The organism is Lysinibacillus sp. FSL L8-0312, assembly GCF_038003285.1.
GTDB lineage: Bacteria > Bacillota > Bacilli > Bacillales_A > Planococcaceae > Lysinibacillus > Lysinibacillus fusiformis_D.
Genome location: NZ_JBBOOV010000001.1, coordinates 1,663,451 through 1,688,300 on the forward strand (window position 1 = coordinate 1,663,451; position 24,850 = coordinate 1,688,300).

General features: G+C 38.5%; 25 protein-coding genes. 5 read left to right on the top strand and 20 right to left on the bottom strand.

The features are described from left to right. Nucleotides 1–9: 9 nt before the first annotated feature. From MHI22_RS08465 to MHI22_RS08535, 15 genes are all read right to left on the bottom strand, one after another. The gene (locus MHI22_RS08465) at nucleotides 10–273 is read right to left on the bottom strand and encodes a spore coat protein CotJB (protein WP_036121673.1); all 264 of its coding nucleotides are present in this window, start codon (nucleotides 271–273) and stop codon (nucleotides 10–12) included. Beyond that, on the bottom strand, nucleotides 270–494 hold the full coding sequence (locus MHI22_RS08470) for a spore coat associated protein CotJA (RefSeq protein WP_340811705.1): 225 nt from the start codon (nucleotides 492–494) through the stop codon (nucleotides 270–272). The genes MHI22_RS08465 and MHI22_RS08470 overlap by 4 nt, the downstream gene beginning before the upstream one ends. A gap of 125 nt (nucleotides 495–619) precedes the next feature. Beyond that, entirely contained in the window at nucleotides 620–1,291 is a 672-nt protein-coding gene (deoC, locus tag MHI22_RS08475; protein ID WP_340811707.1) for a deoxyribose-phosphate aldolase, read from the bottom strand. Between the two features lie 351 nt (nucleotides 1,292–1,642). Then, nucleotides 1,643–2,977, bottom strand: coding sequence for a tRNA (N(6)-L-threonylcarbamoyladenosine(37)-C(2))-methylthiotransferase MtaB (mtaB, locus tag MHI22_RS08480; RefSeq protein ID WP_036121680.1), 1,335 nt, complete (start codon nucleotides 2,975–2,977; stop codon nucleotides 1,643–1,645). 15 nt (nucleotides 2,978–2,992) lie between these two features. After that, nucleotides 2,993–3,730, bottom strand: a complete 738-nt coding sequence (locus MHI22_RS08485) for a 16S rRNA (uracil(1498)-N(3))-methyltransferase (protein WP_340811710.1) — start codon at nucleotides 3,728–3,730, stop codon at nucleotides 2,993–2,995. Nucleotides 3,731–3,811: 81 nt separating this feature from the next. After that, nucleotides 3,812–4,753, bottom strand: a complete 942-nt coding sequence (gene prmA / locus MHI22_RS08490; RefSeq protein ID WP_036121686.1) for a 50S ribosomal protein L11 methyltransferase — start codon at nucleotides 4,751–4,753, stop codon at nucleotides 3,812–3,814. Nucleotides 4,754–4,775: 22 nt separating this feature from the next. Further along, entirely contained in the window at nucleotides 4,776–5,894 is a 1,119-nt protein-coding gene (gene dnaJ, locus MHI22_RS08495) for a molecular chaperone DnaJ (RefSeq protein ID WP_036121690.1), read from the bottom strand. A 227-nt stretch (nucleotides 5,895–6,121) separates the two neighbouring features. Further along, entirely contained in the window at nucleotides 6,122–7,963 is a 1,842-nt protein-coding gene (gene dnaK, locus MHI22_RS08500) for a molecular chaperone DnaK (protein WP_036121693.1), read from the bottom strand. A gap of 75 nt (nucleotides 7,964–8,038) precedes the next feature. Continuing rightward, nucleotides 8,039–8,611, bottom strand: a complete 573-nt coding sequence (grpE, locus tag MHI22_RS08505) for a nucleotide exchange factor GrpE (RefSeq protein WP_340811712.1) — start codon at nucleotides 8,609–8,611, stop codon at nucleotides 8,039–8,041. Between the two features lie 17 nt (nucleotides 8,612–8,628). Further along, on the bottom strand, nucleotides 8,629–9,657 hold the full coding sequence (hrcA, locus tag MHI22_RS08510) for a heat-inducible transcriptional repressor HrcA (RefSeq protein WP_058844752.1): 1,029 nt from the start codon (nucleotides 9,655–9,657) through the stop codon (nucleotides 8,629–8,631). A gap of 89 nt (nucleotides 9,658–9,746) precedes the next feature. Further along, the gene (gene hemW / locus MHI22_RS08515; protein WP_089933517.1) at nucleotides 9,747–10,892 is read right to left on the bottom strand and encodes a radical SAM family heme chaperone HemW; all 1,146 of its coding nucleotides are present in this window, start codon (nucleotides 10,890–10,892) and stop codon (nucleotides 9,747–9,749) included. A 200-nt stretch (nucleotides 10,893–11,092) separates the two neighbouring features. Beyond that, the gene (locus tag MHI22_RS08520) at nucleotides 11,093–12,022 is read right to left on the bottom strand and encodes an IS3 family transposase (protein ID WP_340812689.1); all 930 of its coding nucleotides are present in this window, start codon (nucleotides 12,020–12,022) and stop codon (nucleotides 11,093–11,095) included. Continuing rightward, a complete protein-coding gene (locus MHI22_RS08525; protein ID WP_141903571.1) occupies nucleotides 11,920–12,477 on the bottom strand; it encodes a helix-turn-helix domain-containing protein in 558 nt (185 codons plus the stop codon). The genes MHI22_RS08520 and MHI22_RS08525 overlap by 103 nt, the downstream gene beginning before the upstream one ends. A gap of 102 nt (nucleotides 12,478–12,579) precedes the next feature. Then, on the bottom strand, nucleotides 12,580–13,428 hold the full coding sequence (locus MHI22_RS08530) for a DUF4179 domain-containing protein (protein ID WP_340811714.1): 849 nt from the start codon (nucleotides 13,426–13,428) through the stop codon (nucleotides 12,580–12,582). A gap of 115 nt (nucleotides 13,429–13,543) precedes the next feature. Then, nucleotides 13,544–14,743: a DHH family phosphoesterase gene (locus tag MHI22_RS08535; RefSeq protein WP_340811716.1), complete on the bottom strand. Its 1,200-nt coding sequence runs from the start codon at nucleotides 14,741–14,743 to the stop codon at nucleotides 13,544–13,546. 156 nt (nucleotides 14,744–14,899) lie between these two features. On the opposite strand from MHI22_RS08535, the gene MHI22_RS08540 reads away from it, so the two are divergent. The 3 genes from MHI22_RS08540 to MHI22_RS08550 all read left to right on the top strand — a co-directional run bounded on the left by MHI22_RS08540 (nucleotide 14,900) and on the right by MHI22_RS08550 (nucleotide 19,285). Then, nucleotides 14,900–15,604, top strand: a complete 705-nt coding sequence (locus MHI22_RS08540) for a polysaccharide deacetylase family protein (RefSeq protein WP_036121717.1) — start codon at nucleotides 14,900–14,902, stop codon at nucleotides 15,602–15,604. Between the two features lie 356 nt (nucleotides 15,605–15,960). Further along, entirely contained in the window at nucleotides 15,961–17,604 is a 1,644-nt protein-coding gene (locus tag MHI22_RS08545) for a pyridoxal phosphate-dependent decarboxylase family protein (protein ID WP_340811718.1), read from the top strand. After that, the gene (locus tag MHI22_RS08550; RefSeq protein ID WP_340811720.1) at nucleotides 17,588–19,285 is read left to right on the top strand and encodes a methyl-accepting chemotaxis protein; all 1,698 of its coding nucleotides are present in this window, start codon (nucleotides 17,588–17,590) and stop codon (nucleotides 19,283–19,285) included. Before MHI22_RS08545 ends, MHI22_RS08550 begins: the two co-directional genes overlap by 17 nt. A gap of 80 nt (nucleotides 19,286–19,365) precedes the next feature. On the opposite strand, the gene MHI22_RS08555 is transcribed toward MHI22_RS08550, so the two are convergent. From MHI22_RS08555 to MHI22_RS08575, 5 genes are all read right to left on the bottom strand, one after another. Then, complete coding sequence (locus tag MHI22_RS08555) at nucleotides 19,366–19,794, bottom strand: GatB/YqeY domain-containing protein (protein ID WP_340809243.1); 429 nt, start codon at nucleotides 19,792–19,794, stop codon at nucleotides 19,366–19,368. A gap of 76 nt (nucleotides 19,795–19,870) precedes the next feature. Next, nucleotides 19,871–20,884, bottom strand: a complete 1,014-nt coding sequence (locus tag MHI22_RS08560; RefSeq protein ID WP_340811722.1) for a DUF1835 domain-containing protein — start codon at nucleotides 20,882–20,884, stop codon at nucleotides 19,871–19,873. 344 nt (nucleotides 20,885–21,228) lie between these two features. After that, nucleotides 21,229–22,218 carry a zinc-dependent alcohol dehydrogenase family protein gene (locus MHI22_RS08565; protein WP_340811724.1) on the bottom strand — a complete coding sequence of 330 codons (990 nt, stop codon included), beginning with the start codon at nucleotides 22,216–22,218 and terminating at the stop codon, nucleotides 21,229–21,231. 78 nt (nucleotides 22,219–22,296) lie between these two features. Beyond that, nucleotides 22,297–22,983, bottom strand: a complete 687-nt coding sequence (locus MHI22_RS08570; protein ID WP_036121737.1) for a VOC family protein — start codon at nucleotides 22,981–22,983, stop codon at nucleotides 22,297–22,299. Between the two features lie 134 nt (nucleotides 22,984–23,117). Continuing rightward, a complete protein-coding gene (locus tag MHI22_RS08575) occupies nucleotides 23,118–23,870 on the bottom strand; it encodes an SMI1/KNR4 family protein (RefSeq protein ID WP_036121739.1) in 753 nt (250 codons plus the stop codon). 288 nt (nucleotides 23,871–24,158) lie between these two features. On the opposite strand from MHI22_RS08575, the gene MHI22_RS08580 reads away from it, so the two are divergent. Further along, nucleotides 24,159–24,299 (top strand): hypothetical protein, encoded by a 141-nt coding sequence (locus tag MHI22_RS08580; protein ID WP_170829861.1) that lies wholly within the window; start codon nucleotides 24,159–24,161, stop codon nucleotides 24,297–24,299. Then, nucleotides 24,296–24,847 carry a GNAT family N-acetyltransferase gene (locus MHI22_RS08585; protein WP_036121742.1) on the top strand — a complete coding sequence of 184 codons (552 nt, stop codon included), beginning with the start codon at nucleotides 24,296–24,298 and terminating at the stop codon, nucleotides 24,845–24,847. The genes MHI22_RS08580 and MHI22_RS08585 overlap by 4 nt, the downstream gene beginning before the upstream one ends. Nucleotides 24,848–24,850 lie beyond the last annotated feature (3 nt).

Genomic DNA, 24,850 nt, shown 5'->3' on the forward strand with positions numbered 1-24,850 from the left:
TTCTTTTGATTAGACCTGCCATGGCCACGGCGTATCAATCCAATTAAACGGATAATTCGAATAGCTTCTTCCAAAATTCATGAGCGGTCCATATTTCTGTTCGAAATCAACTTTAAGCTTCATGCTTTTCTCTGTATTTTCATTAAATTGCTGGATGGCATCATAATCGTGTGGATGGGTGTCTAAATAGAGGTTTAATTCCACAATGACGAAATCAATTGCCTGTATTTCTTCTAATTGCTGATAAAATTCAGGCGGCATCTTTTTAGTCATGCTTCACCCCTCCTTTTTAGGGGAAATGGATACGGGCTAAATAACTGTGGCCAAAGTGTTCCTGCCATTAGAGCTTCTCGTGGGGTTAGGAATTGTGGTAGTCCAGGTGGTTGAAAACCCATATATAATTGTGGTGGTGTAGCAAAGTATTTTACTTCGATAGGCTTACAAGGATCAAAAGGGCTAATATAGGGTCTCCAAGCCTTATACTGTGTAAACATGGCATCCTCCTTTCTGTCTTCACATTCATCAGTGGAGTATATGTGCGGAAAAAAATATTATGTTTATTCGACACAAAGAAGCCATAAGCTCATGCAAATCTGTGCAAGAGCTTATGGCGTTAAAATTAGTAATTGGAATCAGCAATTAAGCCATTCATAATGGCAACACCAGAGCTTGCTCCAATACGTGTAGCACCAGCTTCTACCATTTTTTTCATATCGTCTAGGCTACGAACGCCACCTGAAGCTTTTACGCCCAATTCAGGACCTACTGTTTTACGCATAAGAGCAATATCTTCTGCTGTTGCACCACCAGTTGAAAAACCTGTTGATGTTTTCACATAGTCAGCACCTGCTGCCACAGCTAGCTCACATGCCTTCACTTTTTCTTCATCTGTTAATAAACATGCTTCAATAATCACTTTCACAAGTGCACTGCCTTTAGCCGCTTCTACAACTGCTGCGATATCAGCTTGTACATGCTCATAGTTTTTATCTTTTAACGCACCGATATTAATGACCATATCTACTTCTTTTGCACCGTTAGCAATCGCATCTTTTGCTTCAAATGCTTTCACTGCTGGTGTGTTGGCACCGAGTGGGAAGCCAATAACTGTACAAACTAAAACATCTGACCCTTGCAATAATTCGCTACTACGCTTTACCCATGTTGGATTGACACATACAGAAGCAAAGTTAAATTGCTTAGCTTCTGCACATAATTTTTCAATTTGTTCCTTTGTTGCCTCAGCCTTTAATAATGTATGATCAATCATACGCGCAAAATTTTGTTCCATTGTTAAACGCTCCTTCATTAAGCAAGATGTACGTACCTCTTCGAATCATACCATTTTTTCTCGTTGCCGTCTAATTTCTTTCTTAGCCAATTATTCATTAAATGCTATGTCATTGTTTTTTGAAACTCTACTAAATAAAAATCCGCAGTTAATGGCTTTTCTGACCCTTCCTTATGCCAGTCGTGATAAACGCTCAGTAAGCTTATAAATGACTGATATATCCTCTTCTATTTCTTCTCTCGTCACATTCATTTCTACTCTCTCAGTTTGATTTTCTTCATTATAACAAGAAAAGTGGAATATTCATCCAATAAAAAAGGATTGCCTCAAAAGCAGGCAACCCTTTGCATATTAATTAACTGTTTCTAAAACACGTACAAATTGTCCTTGTGAGTGTGGATAGCCTGCTTGTGTAATTTTTACTTTTACAAGCTGTCCAATCAGACTTTCTGGACCTTCAAATACGATTTTCAAGTAATTATCAGTATAACCTGTTAGAAGACCTTGCTCTTCACTGCCATCATGCACAAATTCTTCAGGAATCACTTCTAATACTTGATCTTCAAAACGAGATGCATATTCTTTTGCCAGTTGGTCATTTAAAGAGATCAGACGGTGTACACGCTCATTTTTAATGTCTTCATCAATTTGATCCTCCATGCGGGCAGCTGGTGTACCTGTACGTGGAGAGAATGGGAAGACGTGTAGTTCAGAGAATTTATGATCACGAATAAAGTTGAACGTTTCCATAAACTCTTCCTCTGTCTCACCTGGGAAACCAACAATAACATCAGATGTTACAGCTAAATCTGGTAAAGCTTCATGTAATTTCGTTAAACGTTCCCCGAAAAATTCCATTGTATATTTACGACGCATACGTTTTAACACCGTATCAGAACCCGATTGGATTGGAATGTGTAAATGATTAACGACAATCTTCGACTCACGAAGGACTTCGATGACTTCATCCGTCAATTGACTAGCTTCAATGGACGAAATACGAAGACGCTTTAAGCCTTTTACATTAGCCTCTAAATCACGTAGTAACTGAGCAAGATTATAATCTTTTAAGTCTTGTCCATAGCCACCCGTATGAATACCCGTTAAAACAATTTCAAGATAGCCAGCCTCAACTAATTGCTGGGCTTGATGTAATACTTCTTGGGGATCACGAGAACGCATTAAGCCACGTGCCCATGGGATAATACAAAATGTACAGAAGTTGTTACAGCCTTCTTGTATTTTTAAGGAAGCACGTGTACGGTCTGTAAATGCTGGTACATCTAATTCCTCATAAACGCGATTTTTCATAATATTACGTACGGCATTAATCGGTTGTCGTTCTGAACGATATTGATCGATATAGCCTAATAATTTCGTACGATCCTGTGTTCCTACAACAATATCTACGCCAGGAATCGCCATAATTTCAGCTGGGGATGTCTGTGCATAGCATCCCGTTACACAAATAACAGCATCAGGATTTTGTCGAACTGCGCGACGAATCACCTGACGAGATTTCTTATCTCCAGTATTGGTAACTGTACATGTATTAATGACATAAACGTCTGCTTGATGATCAAACTCTGTACGATCATAGCCATCTTCTTTGAACAGTTGCCAGATTGCTTCTGTTTCGTAATGATTTACTTTACAGCCAAGTGTGTGAAAAGCCACTTTTGACAAGGCTGAACACCTCTTTCATTCAAATTCATAGGATATGGCAGACAGTGCGTATAATGGCGCTGTTTCTGCTCGTAAAATTCTTGGTCCTAATGACATAGTTTGAGCGCCTGCATGTAACAGCGCTTCTGACTCTTGACGAGAAATGCCCCCCTCTGGACCAAAGATTATAAGCATTGATTTCGACTTCTTATCATACACGTTTTTTAGCTTCTCCGCAAACCTTGTGCGCTTTTCAGCCTTTGCATCCTCTTCATCTGCAATAAAAACGGCATCGAATTGATCTATTTGTTGTAGGAGCTGTTTAAAGGTAATTGGTTCAAAAACCTCTGGGATATGTGTACGATGGGCTTGTTCTGCGGCCTCTTTAGCAATTTTTTGTAATCTTTCTTGCTTTTTTGCCCCTTTTTTCTTGTCCCATTTCACAATGGAACGTTCAGCTTCAAATGGCTGTAATGCAAACATCCCAAGCTCCGTCGCTTTTTGTGTAATTAGCTCTAGCTTATCGCCCTTTGGCAAGCCACAAGCTACTGTTACATAAATAGGTAGCTCTGGTGAAGGTATTGTTTGACCAGTCGTTTCAATCACGACCTCATCCCCTTCAAACCCTTCGATTGTACATATATGAGCGGTGTTTTGTGCAACAACAACGATTTTGTCGCCCTGCTTCATCCGCATTACTCGCTCAATATGGCGTGCATCTTCTCCGCTAATACGTGCATTTTCTATGGCTGTTTCAATAAAATAACGTTGCATGCTACACAGTCCTTTCTAGCAAGACAGGAAAACGCCAAATCACAAGCACACGGCTTACGATTTGGCGCTTCTTCAGTCAGGTTATAGCGGTCGACGAGCAATAATAGCTACCCAATCTTCCATTAATAATACTTCTTCAATCACAAAGCCTGAAGCTTCTAGTGCTGCTTTGACATCATCACGTTTTGCCCCGATAATGCCTGAAGTGACATATAATCCACCTGGTTTCACAATTGTAAATGCGTCGTCAGTGAAAGACATAATGATTTCGGCCAAAATATTAGCCACCACCACGTCTGCTGGTTCTTTGACAGTATCTAATAAGTTACCATGGAATACCTCTACCTTATCTTCTACTTTATTCAACGCCACATTTTCTTGTGCCGAACGTACAGCTACCTCGTCTAAATCGAGAGCATGCACACTTTTAGCACCAAGTAATGCTGCACCAATAGATAATACACCGGATCCTGTACCGATATCGACAACTGTATCCTCTTCTTTAATGACCTTTTCAAGTCCTTGTAAACACATCACCGTCGTTGGATGTGTACCTGTACCAAAAGCCATACCAGGATCTAATTCAATAATCAGTTCATCTGTTGAAACAGGTGTATAATCCTCCCATGTTGGTACGATTGTAAAGCGTTCAGAAATTTTGACAGGATGGTAGTATTGCTTCCAGGCAGTTGCCCAATCTTCCTCATTGACTTCAACAATGGAGACAACATTTTCACCGATATCAATGTTAAAGTTCGTCAAGTTTGTGATGGCTGCTTTAATTTCTTCGACCGTTTCATTTAAAAAACTAGACTCTGATAAATAAGCTTTGACAATGACGCCATCTTTCGGAAAATCATCTTCATTTAGCGCATAAATTTCACCATATTGATCTTCACGTGGCTTCGCAAATTCTGCAGAATCTTCGATGACAACACCACTTGCACCTGCTTCATGCAAAATATTCGAAATTGCTTCTACCGCTTCATTTTTTGTATGAATGGATAATTCAGACCACTTCACGTAGCTCTTCAGCTCCCTCTAATTATTCACCTTGGAATTTTTTCTTAATTTTATCGAATAGTGAACTACCTTGTTCTTCAGGGATATCGCCACTAATTTCAGCAAATTCTCGTAGTAATTGCTTTTGCTTTTCTGTTAATTTCTCAGGTGTCATGACTTTGACCGTTACATACTGATTCCCCATACCATAGCCATGAACATTTTTAACGCCTTTATCTTTAAGACGGAATTGGGCGCCTGACTGTGTGCCAGCTGGGATACGTAATTTGACTTTACCATGCACTGTAGGCACTTCAATTTCATCTCCAAGTGCGGCTTGAGGGAATGTCAACTTCAACTCGAAGTAAATATCGTCCCCATCACGTTCAAATTCTTTATGCCCTTGAACACGGAACATAATATATAAATCCCCTGCAGGACCACCGTTAATACCTGGTTCACCTTGACCCGATACACGAATTTGTTGTCCATCATCCACACCTGCTGGAATCGTCACTTTAATTTTCTTGCGTTTTTGAACTTTTCCTTCTCCACGACAAGTTGAACATTTTTCTTTAATGATTTTACCTGTACCATGGCAAGTCGTACATGCACGACGGTTCATCATGCGACCAAACGGTGTATCCACTGCTTGGTTGATTTGTCCAGCCCCATTACATGTCGAACATGTTTCTGGCTGTGTGCCTGGCTTCGCTCCTGAGCCATGACATGTTTCACACGTTTCATCTTTCGGAATTTCTATTTCTGTTTCTTTCCCAAAAATAGCTTCCTCAAATTTAATATTCATGCGATATTGTAGATCATCGCCTTTACGTGGCGCATTTGGGTCTTGACGGCGACCACTACCACCGAAGAAAGAGCTGAAAATATCCTCGAAGCCGCCAAAGCCGCCGCCTCCAAAGCCACCACCAAAGCCCGCATTCGGGTCTTCATGACCAAATTGGTCGTAGCGTGCTTTTTTCTGGTCGTCGCTTAATACTTCATATGCTTCAGCGATTTCTTTGAATTTTTCATCTGCACCCGGCTCTTTATTAAGATCAGGGTGATATTGTTTTGATAATTTACGGTATGCTTTTTTAATTTCATCTTTAGAAGCTGATTTTGTTAAACCAAGCACCTCGTAATAATCGCGTTTCTCCATGATTCACACTCCGCTCTGTTTGCATAAAATCTATTGTAACATGCAGTTGTTAAAACTGCCTTATTTTTTCGATTAATCATCCCATAAAATTGAGGTTTTCACTTCCTAGCAGCTAACGTATGCAACTATTCCATAAATGGTGTCATTTGCGTGAAGCGATCACAACATCATGACAAAAGCCAAAGCCGCAAGCGGTCTTTGGCTTTTTCACTTAACTGTGTTACTTCCTATTTATCATCTTTTACTTCTTCGAAATCAGCGTCTACAACACCGTCATCTTTTTTACCAGCGCCAGTGTCTGCACCTGCGTCGCCACCTTGAGCCGCTTGAGCTGCCGCTGCCGCTTGCTCATAAACTTTCATCACTAGTGGCTGTAATACGCCTTCTAATTTTTCTTTTGCTGCTTTAATGCCTTCTAATTCACCAGCTTCAAGCGCTTTTTTCAATTCATCACGAGCGTCTTCAACAGATTTTTTCTCATCTTCTGTAATTTGCTCGCCTAAGTCAGCAATTGTTTTATCCACTTGGAATACTAATTGGTCTGCTTCATTGCGAAGATCTGCTTCTTCTTTACGTTTAGCATCCGCTTCAGCATTAGACTCTGCGTCTTTTACCATGCGTTCAATTTCTTCCTCTGATAAACCAGAATCAGATTGAATCACAATTGTTTGCTCTTTGTTTGTACCAAGGTCTTTCGCTTTGACAGATACGATACCGTTTTTATCAATATCGAATGTTACTTCGATTTGAGGTACACCACGTGGTGCTGGTGGAATATCTGCTAATTGGAAGCGACCTAATGTTTTATTGTCAGCTGCCATTGAACGCTCACCTTGTAGAACATGAATATCTACTGCTGGTTGGTTATCAGCTGCTGTAGAGAATACTTGTGATTTAGAAGTAGGAATTGTTGTGTTACGGTCGATTAATTTTGTGAACACGCCACCCATTGTTTCAATACCAAGTGAAAGTGGTGTTACGTCAAGTAATACTACGTCTTTTACATCACCTGTTAATACGCCACCTTGTACAGCAGCACCCATAGCTACTACTTCGTCAGGGTTTACACCACGGTGAGGCTCTTTACCAGTTTCTTTACGTACCGCTTCTTGTACTGCTGGAATACGCGTAGAACCACCAACTAAAATAACTTGGTCGATTTCAGAAGTTGAAAGACCTGCATCAGATAATGCTTGACGTACTGGTCCAACTGTACGATTTACTAATGGTAATGTAATTTCGTCAAATTTTGCACGAGTTAAAGAAATTTCTAAGTGTAAAGGACCTGCTTCACCAGCTGTAATGAATGGTAAAGAGATTTGTGTTGATGTTACACCAGATAAATCTTTTTTCGCTTTTTCAGCGGCATCTTTTAAACGTTGCATCGCCATTTTATCTTTTGATAAATCAATACCGTTTTCTTTTTTGAATTCAGCTACTAGATATTCAATAACCGCGTCATCGAAATCATCCCCACCTAGTTTGTTATCACCAGCTGTAGCTAATACTTCAAAGACACCGTCACCTAACTCAAGGATAGATACATCAAACGTACCGCCACCAAGGTCAAATACTAATACTTTTTGGTCTTGGTCTTGTTTGTCTAAACCATAAGCAAGTGCAGCGGCAGTTGGTTCGTTGATGATACGCTCTACTTCTAGACCTGCGATTTTACCAGCATCTTTTGTAGCTTGGCGTTGTGCATCATTAAAGTAAGCAGGAACTGTAATAACTGCTTTTGTTACTTTTTCCCCTAAGTAATCTTCTGCATAACCTTTTAAGTATTGAAGAATCATAGCCGATACTTCTTGTGGTGTGTAATCTTTATCTTCTACTGTTACTTTATCAGCTGTACCCATTTTTGATTTAATAGACATAATTGTATTAGGGTTTGTTACAGATTGACGTTTCGCTACTTCACCAACTTGACGTTCACCATTTTTAAATGCAACAACAGATGGTGTCGTACGGTTACCTTCTGGATTTGGAATTACTTTTGGTTCTCCACCTTCAAGTACAGAAACGCAAGAGTTTGTTGTTCCTAAGTCAATACCAATAATTTTGCTCATTAAAATTTCCTCCTATTATGTCAACGCAAGGGATGCGTTTTCTAACTAATTTTAATTGACTAAATAGTACAAGGACTATTCGTTCACAGATACCATTGTTGGGCGTAAAACACGATCCTTTAAGATATACCCTTTTTGGAGCTCGCGTAAGACAACACCCGTCTCTTTTTCACTATCTTGTTCTTGCATAACAGCTTGGTGAATAGTTGGATCAAATTGCTCACCTTCAGCTTTAATGACTTGTAGACCTTCTTTTTCTGTCGCTTCAATTAAAGAGCGGTACACCATTTCAATCCCTTTAATGATGGATGCAGTTTCTTCAGAAGTTGTCTCTACTTGTAGAGCACGCTCAAAATTATCAAGAACTGGCAATAAGTCAGATAGTAGGTTTTGCGCACGGTACTTCTCAGCAGCCTCACTGTCTAACTGATGACGACGACGCATATTATCGAAGTCAGCACGTAGACGTAGGTGACGATTTTCCTCGTCATCTAGCTTTGCTTGTAGCTCAGCCAGCTTCGCCTCATACTGTTCTTCAATAGATAATTCTACTGCTTCTTGAACTTCTGATTGTGTTACTTCCTCTGCTGTCGTTTCAGCTTGTACATCTTCTTGTACTAAATCTTTGTTTTCCGTTGTTTCCGTCACTTGAATCCTCCTCATTATCATTCACTACGATTTTTCATAAAGGCTTGTGTTAAATCCAAGCGCATTATGTCTAATAAAGCCACGACACGCTTATAATCCATACGTGTTGGGCCAATGATAGCAATGGCTCCCTGTTGGTCATCACCAATGGAATAGGTAGTGGTAATGACACTGCAATTTTCCATTTCTAATTGTTTATTTTCTGAGCCTATCCGAATATGAATACCTGATTCGTTCGGATGGAAAAGGGACTGCACTTGGCTAGTCGTCTCCATCAAGTCCAAAATCATGCGAACCTTATTTAAATCATGGAATTCTGGTTGGTTGAACATATTCGTTTTCCCACCATAGAAAATTTTACTTTCTGAATTATGCATTGTTGCTGTTACGAGCGCGCGAATAAAATCATCCGCTGATCTAATATGTTGCTGTAACACGGCTAGCACTTCAGCTTCAAGGCTTTTATGGAGATCTTCTAAGGATACACCAATCAGGCGATCATTTAAGATATTGACCATTTTCTCTAAATCAGAAGCGGTAAAATCTGGCGGTAAGTTGAACATGCGATTTTCAACATGCCCATTATTCGTTACGATAATTGCTACTGCTGTATCGCTAGAAAGAGGGACAATTGAAAATCGTTTGACACGATGCCTTTGAACATCAGGTCCTAAAAGTATGGAAGTATACGATGTCAGCTCCGATAGAATGTTGGCTGACTTTCGGATAATATGCTCTACTTCTACTAGTCGATCATTAAAAATTGATTGGATTTGTTGAATGTCCTTCGAATTAATGCCTTGAGGACTCAACAAATGATCTACATAAAATCTGTAACCCTTTTCTGAAGGCACTCGACCAGAGGAAGTATGTGTTTTCTCTAAAAAGCCTAATTCCTCTAAATCCGCCATTTCATTTCGAATAGTGGCTGGACTAAATGTAATCCCTTGTTTTTTGGAGATTTGGCGAGAACCTACCGGCTGTGCAGACACAATAAAGTCGTCTACAATGACTTGCAATATCTGTAACTGCCGATTTGTTAGCATGATTATCACCTCTGTTAGCACTCGACTAAGAGGAGTGCTAATACTATTATTAAGTTATCAAATCCCACATTTTATGTCAACGATATCGCTCAATCTTCTAGCAAAAATTGTTGAAAAACTTCATTGCCCACAAAACGTCCTTTTCTAGTTAGACGAACACCCACCTTATCTTGTTCTAAAAGATCTTTTGATACTAAATCTTTTATAACAGTCTCATAATGAGCAGCCATTGGTGTTTTAAATTTTTCTTCATATATAGTGTGCATAACCCCCGCTGTTTTTCGCAGCCCTAAAAACATTTGTTCTTCTCTTTTTTCCGCTTGAGATACTTCATGTTCATGAACAATAGGTAGCTCATTTACAAAAACAGCATCCATATATTTTCTTAATGGACCATGATTGGAGTAACGTATGCCCTTTAAATAACCATGGGCACCCGCCCCAAACCCTGCATATTCATCATTATCCCAATAAATTTTGTTATGCTCTGAATGGAAGCCTGGTTTTGCAAAATTACTAATTTCGTATTGTTGAAGTCCATGTAAAGCCATTTGCTGCATCAACACATCATACATATCTGCTTCGAGATCTTCCGTTGGTAAATACAACTTGCCTTTTGTGTATTGATTATAAAAAATCGTTTTTGGCTCTACAATAAGAGAGTAGGCAGAGAAATGGGGCAAATCAAGGGCAAAAGCTTTGTCTAATGAGTCCTTCCATTGAGCCATCGTTTGCCCAGGTAAACCATACATTAAATCAATGCTAATGTTTTGAAAGCCAATTTTTCTAGCCAAAGCGATTGTTTCATAAACATGGTCATTACTATGAGTGCGTCCAATCTTCTGTAACAGCCCTTGGTCAAAAGATTGCACACCCATGCTTAGACGATTGACACCACCATCAAACAACACTCGCAATTTTGCCGCAGACAATTCATCCGGATTAGCCTCTGATGTAAATTCTGTCACACTCTCCATCGGAATATACGTATGAATATACGTTAGTAGTTTGTCCAATTGCTCCGGTGATAAAGCAGTTGGTGTCCCACCTCCAAGAAAAATCGTTTCGATATTACGAAAATTGTCCGGAGATTTTTGTGTGGCAAGAGCCATCTCTTTACCAAGTGCTTCTATATATTCATCCACTGGTTGGTTTTTAAAGTAAAATTTATTGAAATCACAATAATTACAAATTTGATGACAGAAAGGAATATGAATGTAAACACCTCGTGCCATAGCAATCCCTTCTTTCTCGTTAAGTCTTTTCCATTTCTACATTATAACGAATCAATAGAAGGAACGCTATGAAACCATCTAGCGAGTTTTCCATACATATCTGCAAGGGTAGCTTCCTTGTCATTTAGTTCTAGAAAAAAACAAACTGCACTCCGATTGTTAGCGCGTTGGTAGTGACCCCTTAAAGTTAGAGTTTTTATTTATGCAGCTAATTGGCTGGCATGAGTTCGGTATTTTACCGGACTCATGCCGGCCAATTTTTGTTTAATACGTTCGTTGTTATAGTAGTGGATATATTTTTCAATTTTCTTTTTTAACACGTCATATGAGACTAATTCTTCCCCGTGATACATTTCTTGTTTGAGTAAGCCAAAGAAGTTTTCCATTGCTGCATTGTCTGCACACGTTGCTTTGCGAGACATGCTTTGGAAAATCTTGTTCTGCTTTAATGTTTTCACCCATTTATTATGTTGATAGTGCCAGCCTTGATCTGAATGGATTGTTGTTCGATATTCTGCACGTTCTCGAATGACTGGAAGGGCTTGTTTCAATGAGTCCAGCACAAAATCCATTGTAGGCCGTTTAGACATACTGAACCCAATAACCTCTCCGTTATATAAGTCCATAATTGGGCTCAGATATAGTTTTTCATCATCTGTACATTTGAATTCAGTTACGTCTGTCACCACTTTTTGTACGGCGTAATGCGTATAGAAACGGCGATTTAAACGATTTTTCGCCACTTTTCCAACCGTACCTTTATACGATTTATAGCGCGACTTGCGGACGAATTTCTCACATTTCAAATCTAATTCCTGCATAATGCGCTGTACTTTTTTGTGATTAATGATGTAGCCTTGCGCTTTTAACTCCGTATGTATACGACGATAGCCATATCGTCCTTCATGTTTCTTAAACGTCTCTAAAATCAACGTTTGCCATCCCTTATCTGGATCTTCCTGATGCAGTTGCTTGATGTGATAATGATACGTAGCTTCTGGAATATCTACACGCATTAAAATGTCTTTTAATCGGAATCCTTCTTCTTTGAGTTCAAAGGCAATGACTGCTTGTGCTTTCCGAGGAATGCTTCCGGGTTCTCTCGAAAAGCCTTCAACTTTTTTAAGTATGCCACCTCTAGACGAAGCAGTTCATTTTCACGTTCTAACTGCTCCTCACGTGACATTTCTTTTTCTTGTTTAGTTGGTTTTGATTTTTTCGACATAGATGGGCGCCCCTTTGCTTTTTCTTGCAGGCCCTCTATCCCTTCTTCCAGAAATTTTTGGTTCCATTTAGCGATTAAACGTGGATTGTTCATCTTAAATTGAATCGCTGTCTCTTGATAGGAAGCACCTGTTTGTTTCATAAAGTGTAATACATCTACTTTAAATTGAACAGAATAGACTTCCTTACTTCTTTTTCGTTTAATACCATTATTCCCATATGCTTTGTAGGCAGCTACCCATGTTCTAATTGCTGTATTAGATGGAATGGAATATTTTTTAGCTAATCGTTTAAGACCTATTTTTCCTGTTAAATACTCTTTCACAACCTTTAACTTAAATTCATCGCTATATTTTGCCATAAAAAAACACCCCAAAAGTTTTTTACTCTAACTTTTGGGGTGCAGCACCGTTTCTAACAAATCGGAAGTGCAGTTTTTCATATATAACAAATGACTACAACTTTATTCTTTTTTTATTTTGATGCTGTCAGCAACTTTACTGCCATCCTTCTTGATAGGAATTAATGTATAATTTTTTTCTGTTAAATAAAGTGCATCTACGCGACTTCCCCACTTTGTCCCCTCTTTATTTAATGGATAGGGTGTAGCAAAGTTCCATGATTGTCCTGCCTTTGATTGGATTTTAAAATAAACTGCATCATTGACAATGCTTTGATCGGCATGAAAATAAATCGTTGTTGAGATGGGTGTGGAGACAACTTTATCAATCGTTATTTCCTGTTGATCGACATGATTGACTTTTTTATTAATCACAAAGATTTTTCGATCTTCTTGTAATTGTTCCTGAGAAGCCTCTACCTGAAATTCCCAAGGTTTATCAATCGGTGTTTCTACATTCCAATCTTTATAACGAATAGCTAATGCTAAATCTTCGTCTGACGGAAAATCATCCATTTTGATACTATTGTATATGGTATATACATTTTTAGACTGGACAATGGATTGACCTCCATTACGAACCATATAATCTTTCCCATTGACGAGTATTTGAGGGAAGAAAAATATTTGGTGTTTTGGTGTAAATGCTTTCACAGGCTCAAAGGTAGCATTCAGTAAAATTTGATTGTCATCAATAATCACTTCATTTAACGTTAAACGCCCTAAGCTATTGCTTGCTGTCTTCCCCACCTCTGTTTTATAGGCTTCGAAATCCACATCTCGATTCCACCACAAATACAGCAATGATCCACTAACGACCATCAATAAAAAGATAACAACTATTCCTCGTTTTTTTCTGCGTCCTCGATTTTCCTTATCCAAATCCACTACTCGCAGTATATCATTGGACAACCGTACACCTCATTTTTATAAATATCGTTATAATTCATTGTAGTTTGTAACAAAGCATTATATAACCTTGTTTAAAAGCAAGACAGGACGAATCCATTATGTATAAAAGGAATTTTTACATTCCTTTATGCTGATGACGAACTTTATTGGCTATTTGCATTAAATAGTCCACAAAGAGATCATCTCTTACTAACCACACCTGATAATTTCGCTTTAAAAACCACTCCGCTTCATGAAAGCTAGCAAAGTTTTGCGCTAATGGCGTGTTATTCTTTTCAATCCCCCAGTCAATATCGTCGCTTGAAAAAAGAATAAACACATCCTCTTGCTGATTTTTATAAAATGTTCCAAATGAAGAAGCCTTTAAATTATAACGATTCCTTTTCGCATCCTCTGGAATAGGTTCTATGTGGAAGGTTGCCAATACAAACTGTTTGTAGGCTTCCATCGTTAAAGAGCAGCCCGCAGCCTTTTGATGTCCGCCTCCACCATAAACAGCGGCAATAGCTGACACATCTATATGGTCATGAACCGTTCGAAAGGATATTCTTTTACTGCCCATATTGATCATCGCGATATAATCAAGATGCATGTTTTCCTTACCTAATTCATTACCAAGCTCAGAATGATAGGATTCTGCATAAACAACGCCAGCATAAAAGTCGCCCAAATTGGTTTGCACAAGTTCTCGTTTCTTCCGCCGAATATAACGCTCTATTTTTTCTTCTTCCATGCTTAAAATTTTCTTTTCAAATTCATCAAAATCAAAGCGATCACTTGTTTTTAAACGATCCAGCATTTTCTCTTCAAATTCTTCAATGGATACTAGAAAAAACAGTGCATTTAATCGTTGCGCTTGAAAATTGTCGTTCTTTTCCCACTCCCATGTATCATATTGTCTTACTAACTCTACGAATTCTGAAATGGCGGCTGTTTTCTCTAATAAACCATGGGTCACCAAGTACTGATACAATAAAGAAGTAGCGGACGTTAAATAGCCATGCTCATCTTCAATTAAAACTTTTCCCCATTCATACTGATTGAAATGCAACGCTGTTTTATGATGATCCAGCAATTGCACATTCCCAGTTGCCTGATAATAGTCCTGAATCCTTTTTTCATTTTCTTCGTTTGGAGAAAGATCTGTAATAAACAAAAATGTTTTCTGTTGATCATTCTCCAAAAAGAATTCTATTTCACGGTCAAGTGCCGTAATAGAATTGTAGCGTATCCTTACCTTATCGTTAAAAGCAAGCTTTGCTAAAATCCCACACCCTACTCCATCTAAATCATTATGTGATAATAATTTATACATCTCTTCACCTCCCATGTAGTATGGTTATTTTTTTGTGATTCAAACAGAAAGTGGTAGCTAAAAATTGCAGTACGGACAAAGCGTCATTGAAATTGGATTCAAGTTAACATACATTTAAAACATGATATCGATTTGGACAAAGAGAGGAGTCTGTTCATGAAACGGAAACTAATTACTATTGGCATAGTTCTTCTACTAATGTGTGCTTTCGCATTTTCAGCTTATAAACTAATGAACGCTCGTAACTATCAATTGTTTGGCAATATTACTTCTCATGTTGACACACAGGAAAAGGTGGCTGCCCTGACATTCGATGATGGACCAACTGACAAGACAGACGCTATTTTAGCGTTACTAGAAGACTACCAAGTAAAAGCAACGTTTTTTCTAATTGGACAGGATATTGAGAAGCATCCAGAAGAAGCAAAGAAAATTGCAGTAGCAGGCCATCAAATTGGCAACCATACGTATTCGCATAAGCGTATGGTATTGAAAAGCCCTTCCTTTATTAAAAATGAAATAGAAAAAACAGATGCACTCATTGCTAGCATTGGCTATCAACAAACACCTTTCGTCAGACCACCCTATGGTAAAAAACTAATCGGCTTTCCCCATTATTTACATAAACATCAACGTGAGACCATTACATGGAACTTAGAGCCCGATACGTTCTTTACAAAGGCAGAGGAAAAAATAAATTATGTGAAAGAAAATATTCAACCAGGTTCCATTATTTTAATGCACCCTATGTACGACCATACAGACAATGAATTACAGGCAATAGAAGGCATTCTTCAAACGCTTATTGATGAAGGCTATACATTTGTTACGATAGAGGAACTTTTACAATATCAAAAATAATCACCCCTGTTGCCAAGAATCTGCATCATCTTTCGTGCAGATTTTTTTAGTTAGAAAGGATTAGATTTTCACTCTTTTTCTACGACCTAAACATTATCTAATTTATAATTTCTAATCTTCCTCTCAATCTCCATATCCAGTAGCATGTTCGTCTTATAAACCCCATGGCATAAAGGAAAACAACTTATTTAGAATTTATAAATTGAAGTTGGATTTTTCAGAAATGTTAATAAATATTTTTTCAGTAAAATATAATCACCATCTCTGCTAAAATATGCTATTATACCTTTAGTATAATGTCCTATTTTTATTATATTAAAAATAGAGGAAATATGAACTATAAAAGGATGATGATTATGCAAAATATCCAACAATTATTCCAGAGCGAAGATGGAAATATCCAACAAAGAGAGAATTTTTTATCCCTATTAGAGAAAATTGTTTCCTCATTAGATGAATTAAAAAATCCACATAAGACAACACTTGGTCCAATGAAAGAGCGTTCTGCTAATTTCTATCAAGAGCTGATGCAAGAACATCAAGTGCCAACTACAGGGGTTGGGCTCGATCAAGTTGTAGAAGAAATGACACAATTAATGCAAGGACATCCTTATCATACACGTAACTTTGTAACCAATGTTTTACCAATGGCAAGCATCCCAGGTGTATTAGGTCAATTTACAAATGCCCTATTAAATGGCAACAATTTATGGGATGTTTATGGTCCTGCTGCCGCTGAGTGTGAGGTCAAAGTAGTGGCTATGATGTCTAAATTAGTTGGCTATGATTATACGAAGAGCTTTGGTTATACAACATGGGGTGGACAAGGTGCCGTTTTCAGTGGACTTCGCCTTGCCATCGCCAAACAATTTCCACATGCCAAAGAAGATGGTGTTCCGAATAACTTATATTGCTTTGCTTCAGAAAACGCACATTATAGCCTTTTAAAATCTGTTGAGGCAGTGGGCATTGGTAGTAAACATTTAGTACGTGTAAAAGCTGGCAAAGACCACTCAATGGATGTGGAAGACCTACGTACCCGTATGACAGAAGTAATCGAAAACGGCGGTATCCCTGTCTATGTAGTGGCTACTACAGGAGCGACTGATCAATTTGGTATTGATGATGTACATGCTATTAAAGAGGTTACTACAACGCTTGAGAAGAAGTACAATTTACAGCCAGTACATATTCATGCTGATTCAGCTTTAGGTGGTTTTTATGCCTTCTTCAATGATTATGATTTCGAAAAAAATCCTCTACAATTTGAAGACGATGTCGTACAAGGCTTACAACATATCCATGAACGCATGCAACATCTAGCTATGGCAGATAGCCTTTGCTTTGACTTCCAAAAGCTTGGACAAACACCTTATTTAACTAGCTTATTCTTAATTAAAGAAGGTAACAGTTTACAGCTATTAGATATTGAGGACTTCGATACACCTTATGTGGGCAATCGTGGTTACGGTTCATACCATACTGGTTATACATTAGAGTGCTCTCGTATGGGTAGCTCCATTGCTATTTTTGCTGCTCTCCAAGCATTCGGTAAGGAAGGTTATCAACAACTATTAGCTAACTATGTACGTGTAAATTTAGCGTTCCGCACACAATTAGCTGAGAAAACACCAATGCTACAGGTCGTTAATGACACAAATATTGGTCCAGTTACAGCCTTTCGCTTGTATCCTGATGGCTTCAATTGGCAGGCTGAACAAGCTGGTCATTATACACAGGATCAAATCGAACACATTAATGGCATCAATGCATCATTCTTTGAAATTATAGGTGAAGGTCGTGATGATGTATTCTTCGGTGATACAACACGAGTTTGTACGGTTAGCACGAGTGATACAACACAGCATGTTCCCGTTGCAGCGGCAAAATTCTTCTCTATTTCACCATACACAGAGACAGATCATATCCCAAACATGATTCATTTCTTACAGCAAAAGCTAACAGTATTGGAGGCGTCTCACATTGCGTATCGTCACTAAATTTAAAAGTTCTTTACTCTATAAATATATAGCCAGTTTCACCATTCCAATAGCCATTATTTCATTGCTATTTAGTGTTGTATTATTCGCGGTTTCTTACCGTATTATCGACAATTTTGTCATTAAACAATTCGAAACTACTTTAGAGATCACATCGAATACGATTTTTGAAGATCTTGAGAAAAATGATGTAAAAGCGGCGGATAACGGTAGCTCTGACAATTATAAAAAACTATTAGATCAATTAAACGCTACGGTTAAAAAGTTTGATATAGAAAACGCCTATGTGCTTTCAAAAGCCAATGGTAAGGAGCATATCGTGGCATTAAGTAATACTGACAATCATCAGCAAGACTATGAATTTAGTGATGAAATGCGAAAAGCCGTCGACACGCAAACCATTCAAACAAGTGATATATACAAAGATGAATATGGTATCCATAAATCTATTTTTATCCCATTTAAAGATACTGATATTATTTTTGGTTTAGATATGGATGCTTCCTTCATTTCTAAGCTACAAACAGAAACACTTTGGATTTGTATTATTCTAACCGTTGTTTTTGTGATTTTTGGTATTATCGTTGCTTACTTTATTAGTGTAGGTATTACGAAACCAATTAAAAAAATGACTCGCTATGTCGGTCAGGTTGCACAGGGAGATTTAGCCGTCGAGCCTCTCCACATAAAAGGTTCCAATGAAATTGCCCAGCTATCATCAGGCATTGAAAATATGACGGAAGATTTACGTACATTAATTCAGCAAATAGCTCAAAATGCTGAACAAGTGGCAGCCATGTCAGAGGAACTAACTGCAAGCTCCGAGCAAACAAGTGCTTCCATACAGCAAATTACATCTTCTATGCAAGAGGTTGCAGTGGGCTCAGAAAAACAAACCTCTTCGATTGAAGAAGTGGAAAGCCATATTACAACCATCTCTAGCAAAATGACAGAGGTTGTCACAAGCGTAACTGGTGTGACAGAAAAGGCATTCCAGGCATCTGCGATCTCAGAAAAAGGCAATACAACGATTCAAGATGCTACAGAAAAAATGGCCGTAACATCCCAAGCCATTCAAGAATCAGCAACTGTCGTTGAACGTTTAAGCACATACACGAATGAAATCGGGGATATTGTAGCATTGATTACCCAGATAACGGATCAAACCAACTTACTTGCGTTAAATGCTTCCATTGAAGCAGCGCGTGCAGGCGAGCATGGCAAAGGCTTTGCAGTAGTAGCTGAGGAAGTACGTAAGCTGGCCGATCAATCTTTAGATGCTACAAACAGTATTCGAACACGTATCGAAACCATTAAGGAAGAATCGGCTCAAGCCGTAAAATCGATGGCTATTAGCAGCAGTAATCTTGCGGAAAGCTCCACAACATTTAATGCATCAGGAGAAGCATTTGCTGACATCTATAGCCACGTCACATCACTTACGCAGGAAATGGACCATGTCAATAACATAATGTCCAATATCAATGAAGGCGTTAGCAGCATCGCGATCTCTGTTGAACAAGTGGGCGTAGTAGCTGTGCAAGCCTCAGGCAATATTCAAAACGTTGCTGCTGCTTCTGAGGAGCAATCTGCAAGTATCGAGGAAATCACAGCTTCTTCGAATAACTTAGCAGAAATGGCTCAACAGCTTCGCAATATCACTCAAAAATTTAAGTTATAAAATTAAGAATCCGCTATGCTCCTTTTCGGCATAGCGGATTTTTCTCTGCATAAAAAATCTCCTACCAAAATGGTAGAAGATTAGGCAATAATATTTTTCACAACTTTTGAGATAACTGCACCTTCCGCTTGGCCTGTAAGCAATGGCTTCGCAATTTTCATGGCTTCTCCCATGTTCATTCCTTTACCAACACCTGCCGCTACTAATTTCTCAGCAATCGCTTCTTCGGATAATTGCTTCGGTAAGAAAGATTTCAAAAGTGTCAATTTGGCTTCCTCTTTTTCAATCAAATCTGCTCGTCCAGCCGTCTGTGCGCCTTCTAACGCTTGATTCGTTTGTTTGACCTCTCGATGAATAATGGCTATCTCTTCTTCAGCGATTAATGCTGCTCCCTTTTCTTTTTCAGCAGAATCTAAAGCTGATTTCAAAAGAGATAATACACCCTTTGCTAAAGTATCTTTCTCTCTCATTGCCGTTTTTAATTGTTCAAATACTTCTGTTTTTAACAATGATCTCACTCCTTCAAGCCATCTATATTAGAAAACATTATACCATAAAATACCTCAGAACATGACAGTCAGTGCCTCAGTCAAGCAAATAAGCATCTGCTAATTTTACTTGATAATGCAACATCCCTTTTAACTCACCTCGATAAGAAAAGACCCCTTGCTGAATTAATTGACGCAGGCGATATTCAATCCATTCCGCTTCTCTATACTGTTCCATATGCCCTAGCACTTCCCCAATGAGTCTAGCCGCCATTAGATATGGAGCTTCTTCTTGGTCTTCATGTAATCGTTTAGCACAGGCAATGATCCAGTCATCATCTACATTTTCATTGTGATGACTCCAAAGTTCATTGTATTCCCAGGTATGTATACAGTAGTCATCCATTAACATCTTTAATCCTTCTTTAGATAAAGCCTGCTGTACTGATTTTTTTAATGGGCGTCCCTGGTATTGCTCATAAATATGAAGTACATTCTCTACACTGACCTCTCCAGAGGATCTTGGATAATTGTCCTCTGCTAACTGGGGGAATATATGCAACTCATGGAATAACTGAAAAGTATCTAATACATAGATATCATTTGGTTTCTTTTCTAGCATCGCTAAGACAAGTCGAAGCCCTATTTGTTCATGGGCATTTTGACAAGTCCATATGATTATATCTTGTTGTGGCGGAATAGATTTTATTTTCTCTACGGCTTCCTTCACCTCGCGCTCAAAAATGGCCAATCCATCGTCTTCTATAAAATAGCGCTCTTGTAGCCATTGAAAACGAGCTTCAATCCCTTCACATAGATGTAAATCTTTCAAAGGACCAACAGAAAAATTACCAGGCATAACGATGATTTCTTCCGTTTTCACGTAGTTACTATTGCGAAATGCAGCCTTCAAACTCCCTCCAGGTGAATGACCAAACACAATATGAACCGTTTCGATCGTTGAAACATCCTGCTCCTCATTTTGCTGCAATAAAAACTGTACCATATCGTCCTTCGACTGTTCATTCATTAAAGTCAAAAAGAGCATAGACTTCGCATCAGCCTCACTCATTCGCTTTATCGCCTTTTTTAATTTGTTGACATGTTCCATTATCTAAACTCCTTTGCACAATGGCCTGTATCTTAAATTCCCTTTCCATAAAAACAGTTACTTCCATCATACCGCAATTTCCGATTACCTTAAATTACTAATTTAGTTTTTTATGGAAAGAAAGGATAAAGAATTGCCCTATTTATGTAAAGGTTCTATTCTTTTAAGCGAGGGAGACTTCTTTAGGTAGATTATTTACTTGTTGGAGCGAGGTCATCCTCTTTATGAGCAGATTAACGACTTTCTCATTGTTGGAGCGCATTCCCCCTCAATAGAAAGAAAAACACTACTACCATCAATAAGAGCTTACAATAAGTTCCTTAACACTGAAGGTAGTAGGGTTCTTAATCAAAATTCGTTAAAAAAATCTTTCCTTTATTAGTAGCTTCAACGGCAGCTATTGCCTGGTGTATGTTCACTAGTGGGAAATGGTCCTGTACCTGCATCATTTTTAACGAATCCGTATGTACCATATTGACGAGCTGTTGCATAGTTTGCTGCCATTTTTCGATTGGTGTTTGGCGTTGCCAGTGGCGCAAATGAAACATCATCGCTTGTACCTTTGCTTCCCTTACAATATTTGTCCAATTTACCTGTATTCCCGATAAAAGACCGATGGCTAAAAATTTCCCACCAGGCTTCACACAGTATGCAAGTTGATTGCCCGCCTCCCCACCAATCGAATCAATCGCTGCATCAGCACCTCTGCCATTTGTTAAAGCCATTATCGTTTCATGAAGTGGCATCTTAGAAGTATCTATGACAAAGCGGGCCCCAAGCCGCTGTAATTCGTCTGTATGCTGATGACTTCGTGTGACAGCAATAAGCTGAAAACCTAGTAATTTGGCAAATTGAACATAGATATGTCCAATAGCAGAGCCACATGCATTCACTACTAGTACATCATTTGATTGTAATTTGAGAACTTCTGTACAGGTGACGAAGGCTGTTATCGGATTAATATACATTTGTGCTGCAGTAAAATGATCCATCGTAGAAGGAATAGCTACAGCAAAGTCCGCCTGAGTCTTCACCATTTCCTGCCACGTGCCCTCTCCTCGTAGTGGCAAGACTCGCTGACCAATGAGCTTTGAAGAGATAAGTGGTCCAACATCTTCAACGATTCCAACGCCCTCATAACCCGGAACAGTCGGTAAAGTGATTCGGTGGGCATATTTTCCCCAAATCGGTATTAAATCCGAAGGGTTGATGGGTCTTGCTAGCATACGCACAAGAATTTCTTGACCTTGTGGAGGTGTAATCGTTTTATTTTCAATCCTTAACACCTCATGTGGATTTCCAAATTCATATAGTTTAAGGCATTTTGCTTTCAACGATTCTTGCTCCTTTTTCTGATTAATTCTAGCTCTGTATAATCGTTCTGATACTCGCTCCACTTAGGTATGCCCATCTTATCTTTTTTGACTGATGGTCAATTGACCTTTTTCATCTACAAATAATTGTAACATATCGTTTATTTCGATACAGATTGGACTGATTACTGCTTTCTTATCAGAGAAATACCAAAGTCGTTCACTTGGTCCTAATAGAATATTGGCTCCATCTTCGTAGTTACCTAAAAAATGAAGAGCATCTGGTTGGATTTTCTGATCATTAATAGGTTTAATAGCATATTCATTTAATTTTCTAGCGGCTGCTAGAATGTCGTCGGTCGTTACATTGATTTCACCAATCTGTAGCACTTGCTCCATAGAAAAATAGGCTGTATCCTGTTCTGGATTTACTTCCTGCCTCGCAATAAATTCTAGTATATTGCCTTCAGGATCGTAAAAATAACAAGAGTAAGCTTTTAAAAAATCAAAATACACTTCATCCTGCCCCTCTGAAGTAAGCAAGCCAACACGTTCTTTGGCCCAAATTTTTGCCTGATAAAATAAATTTCTTGGAATATTTAATGCAATATGATATTGCTTTTGAATCGTAGTGGGCACTTTTTCAAAAGTCATCTTACTTTCACCAACTGCTATTGTAAAATAGTCACCTGTACTTTCTAATAAGGCAAAGCCTAGCTGGTCGCTATAAAATTTCTGCATCTTTTGTAAATCGTGAACAAATAGTTGAACCTTCGTAATTTTCATCTTCAAGCACCCCTTTGCTACTCCCCACTATACAAGCAAATATATGATATGGCGTCATGCAAAAGAATGAAGTTCCCTTCGGTCCATTTTAAGTAATTCGTTATCCCTATTATTTACAAAAATCATGTAATGGTTCATTCGATAAATTCAGCTAAGCTAATTTTCTTTTTTTGATAGTTTGCACGAATATGCTGGAGCTCGTCTTCTAACCTTAAAGCACCCGCTTCAACTCCTCTATAAATTAATAGTGGAGGCTGTTCTAACATCTCTCTTGCTCGCGAATAATCACAAGAGAATATTTTCTTAAGTAACAATAATGTCTTTAGCTTATTTTCCCCATCTCCTGTTATAGTCAGTTCATAGTAAGTAGTAGAGTTGTCTTCAGGCAACATCTCCTCTAAACCAGGCGGAATTAGCACACTCTCAAGAAACATGATTAGATTGTCATAGGCCATTGTGAAATCCCAACAGCCTGTCCCATGAAGAGCAGAAAAAATTGCCGTATCCCCTCTTGATAAATCCAAACAATATGGATCTCCTTCATCTGTTGCGATGACCAAATAATTGTGCGGCCAATCCAGAATCACCTCTTCTGTCACTGGATTATAATGATAGCCTTCCTGCCCACGCATTAAATCTCTTGCTCCATAGATTTGTAGATTTATATAATCACCCGTATTCCATGTAACTCTTTCAACGACATAACGCCTTAAAAAATAGACATATTCCGTTGGTAATGACCACTGACTGTCTACAAATTGGCTAATATCCTCCTCGATTTGATTGTGAAAAAACATAGGGTAAGCTGAATCCCTCTCTTGAATATCTTGGATAAAACTGCGCATTTGCTCTAATACTGCATCTAGTTTCTCCTGCAACTCTTTCAACTGCATTCCCTCCTTTCGTTACCTAGTGTCTTTCTTTATATTTTAACATATTCCATCATTAACCAATTAAGGTGAACATGTTATAATCATTAAAATAGACTGGTAGTATGCATAACGTGCTCAACAATAACGGATGGGGGCTATCTGTCATGTCACAATATGCGAACGAACAGACAGTACAATAAACCAAGGTGGCACAAGGAGAACAATGTCTGAAAAAATTAGCTCATCTGGTGAATATCCAACCCTCTATTTGCTATAGAGAGTTGCTTTGGCATACTGAAAAATATGATGCCTCCTATTATTGGCTACAAGCTTGCACTTGATCGATTAACCGCAGTACAGGCAGATATAGATGTTGACGTGCAAAGAGCTCATACCTTATTAAGCCAAAAATCACCAAATACGAAGGAGCGTAAGAAAATTTGAAATTACTCATAAGACGTCCCGAACAATCGGACATACAAACATTACATCAATTCTTTTTCCACGTCATTCAAGATACTTATGCAAAAGAAGGGATTGCCGAGCTAGTGGACGATCAACAGCGTGAATGGGCAATGAAAAAGCAGTATGTCGCAATGGACATAGAGAGCCAAGGCAAAAAAAGATTTTTCTGGGTAGCTGTGGACGAAGCAACAAATGACATAATAGGAACGATCGAATATGGGGAAGCCAACGAGATCATTCAACAAACGATTAAAGAAGATCTTTCCCATTGTCCAGAAATCGGTACCGTATTTGTTCATCCGGACTATCAAAATCGTGGTATTGGCACCAGGCTATTACAGAAAATGCTAACGACGTTGGAAAAACAAAAGGTGCATAGCTTTTGTTTAGATAGTGGATATAAACAGGCACAAGTCATCTGGCAGAAAAAATTTGGACAGCCTGACTATATACTTGAGCACTTTTGGGGAACGAATAGCCATCATATGATTTGGCAACGAGTACTACCATTGCGAGAAAAGAAGTAAAAG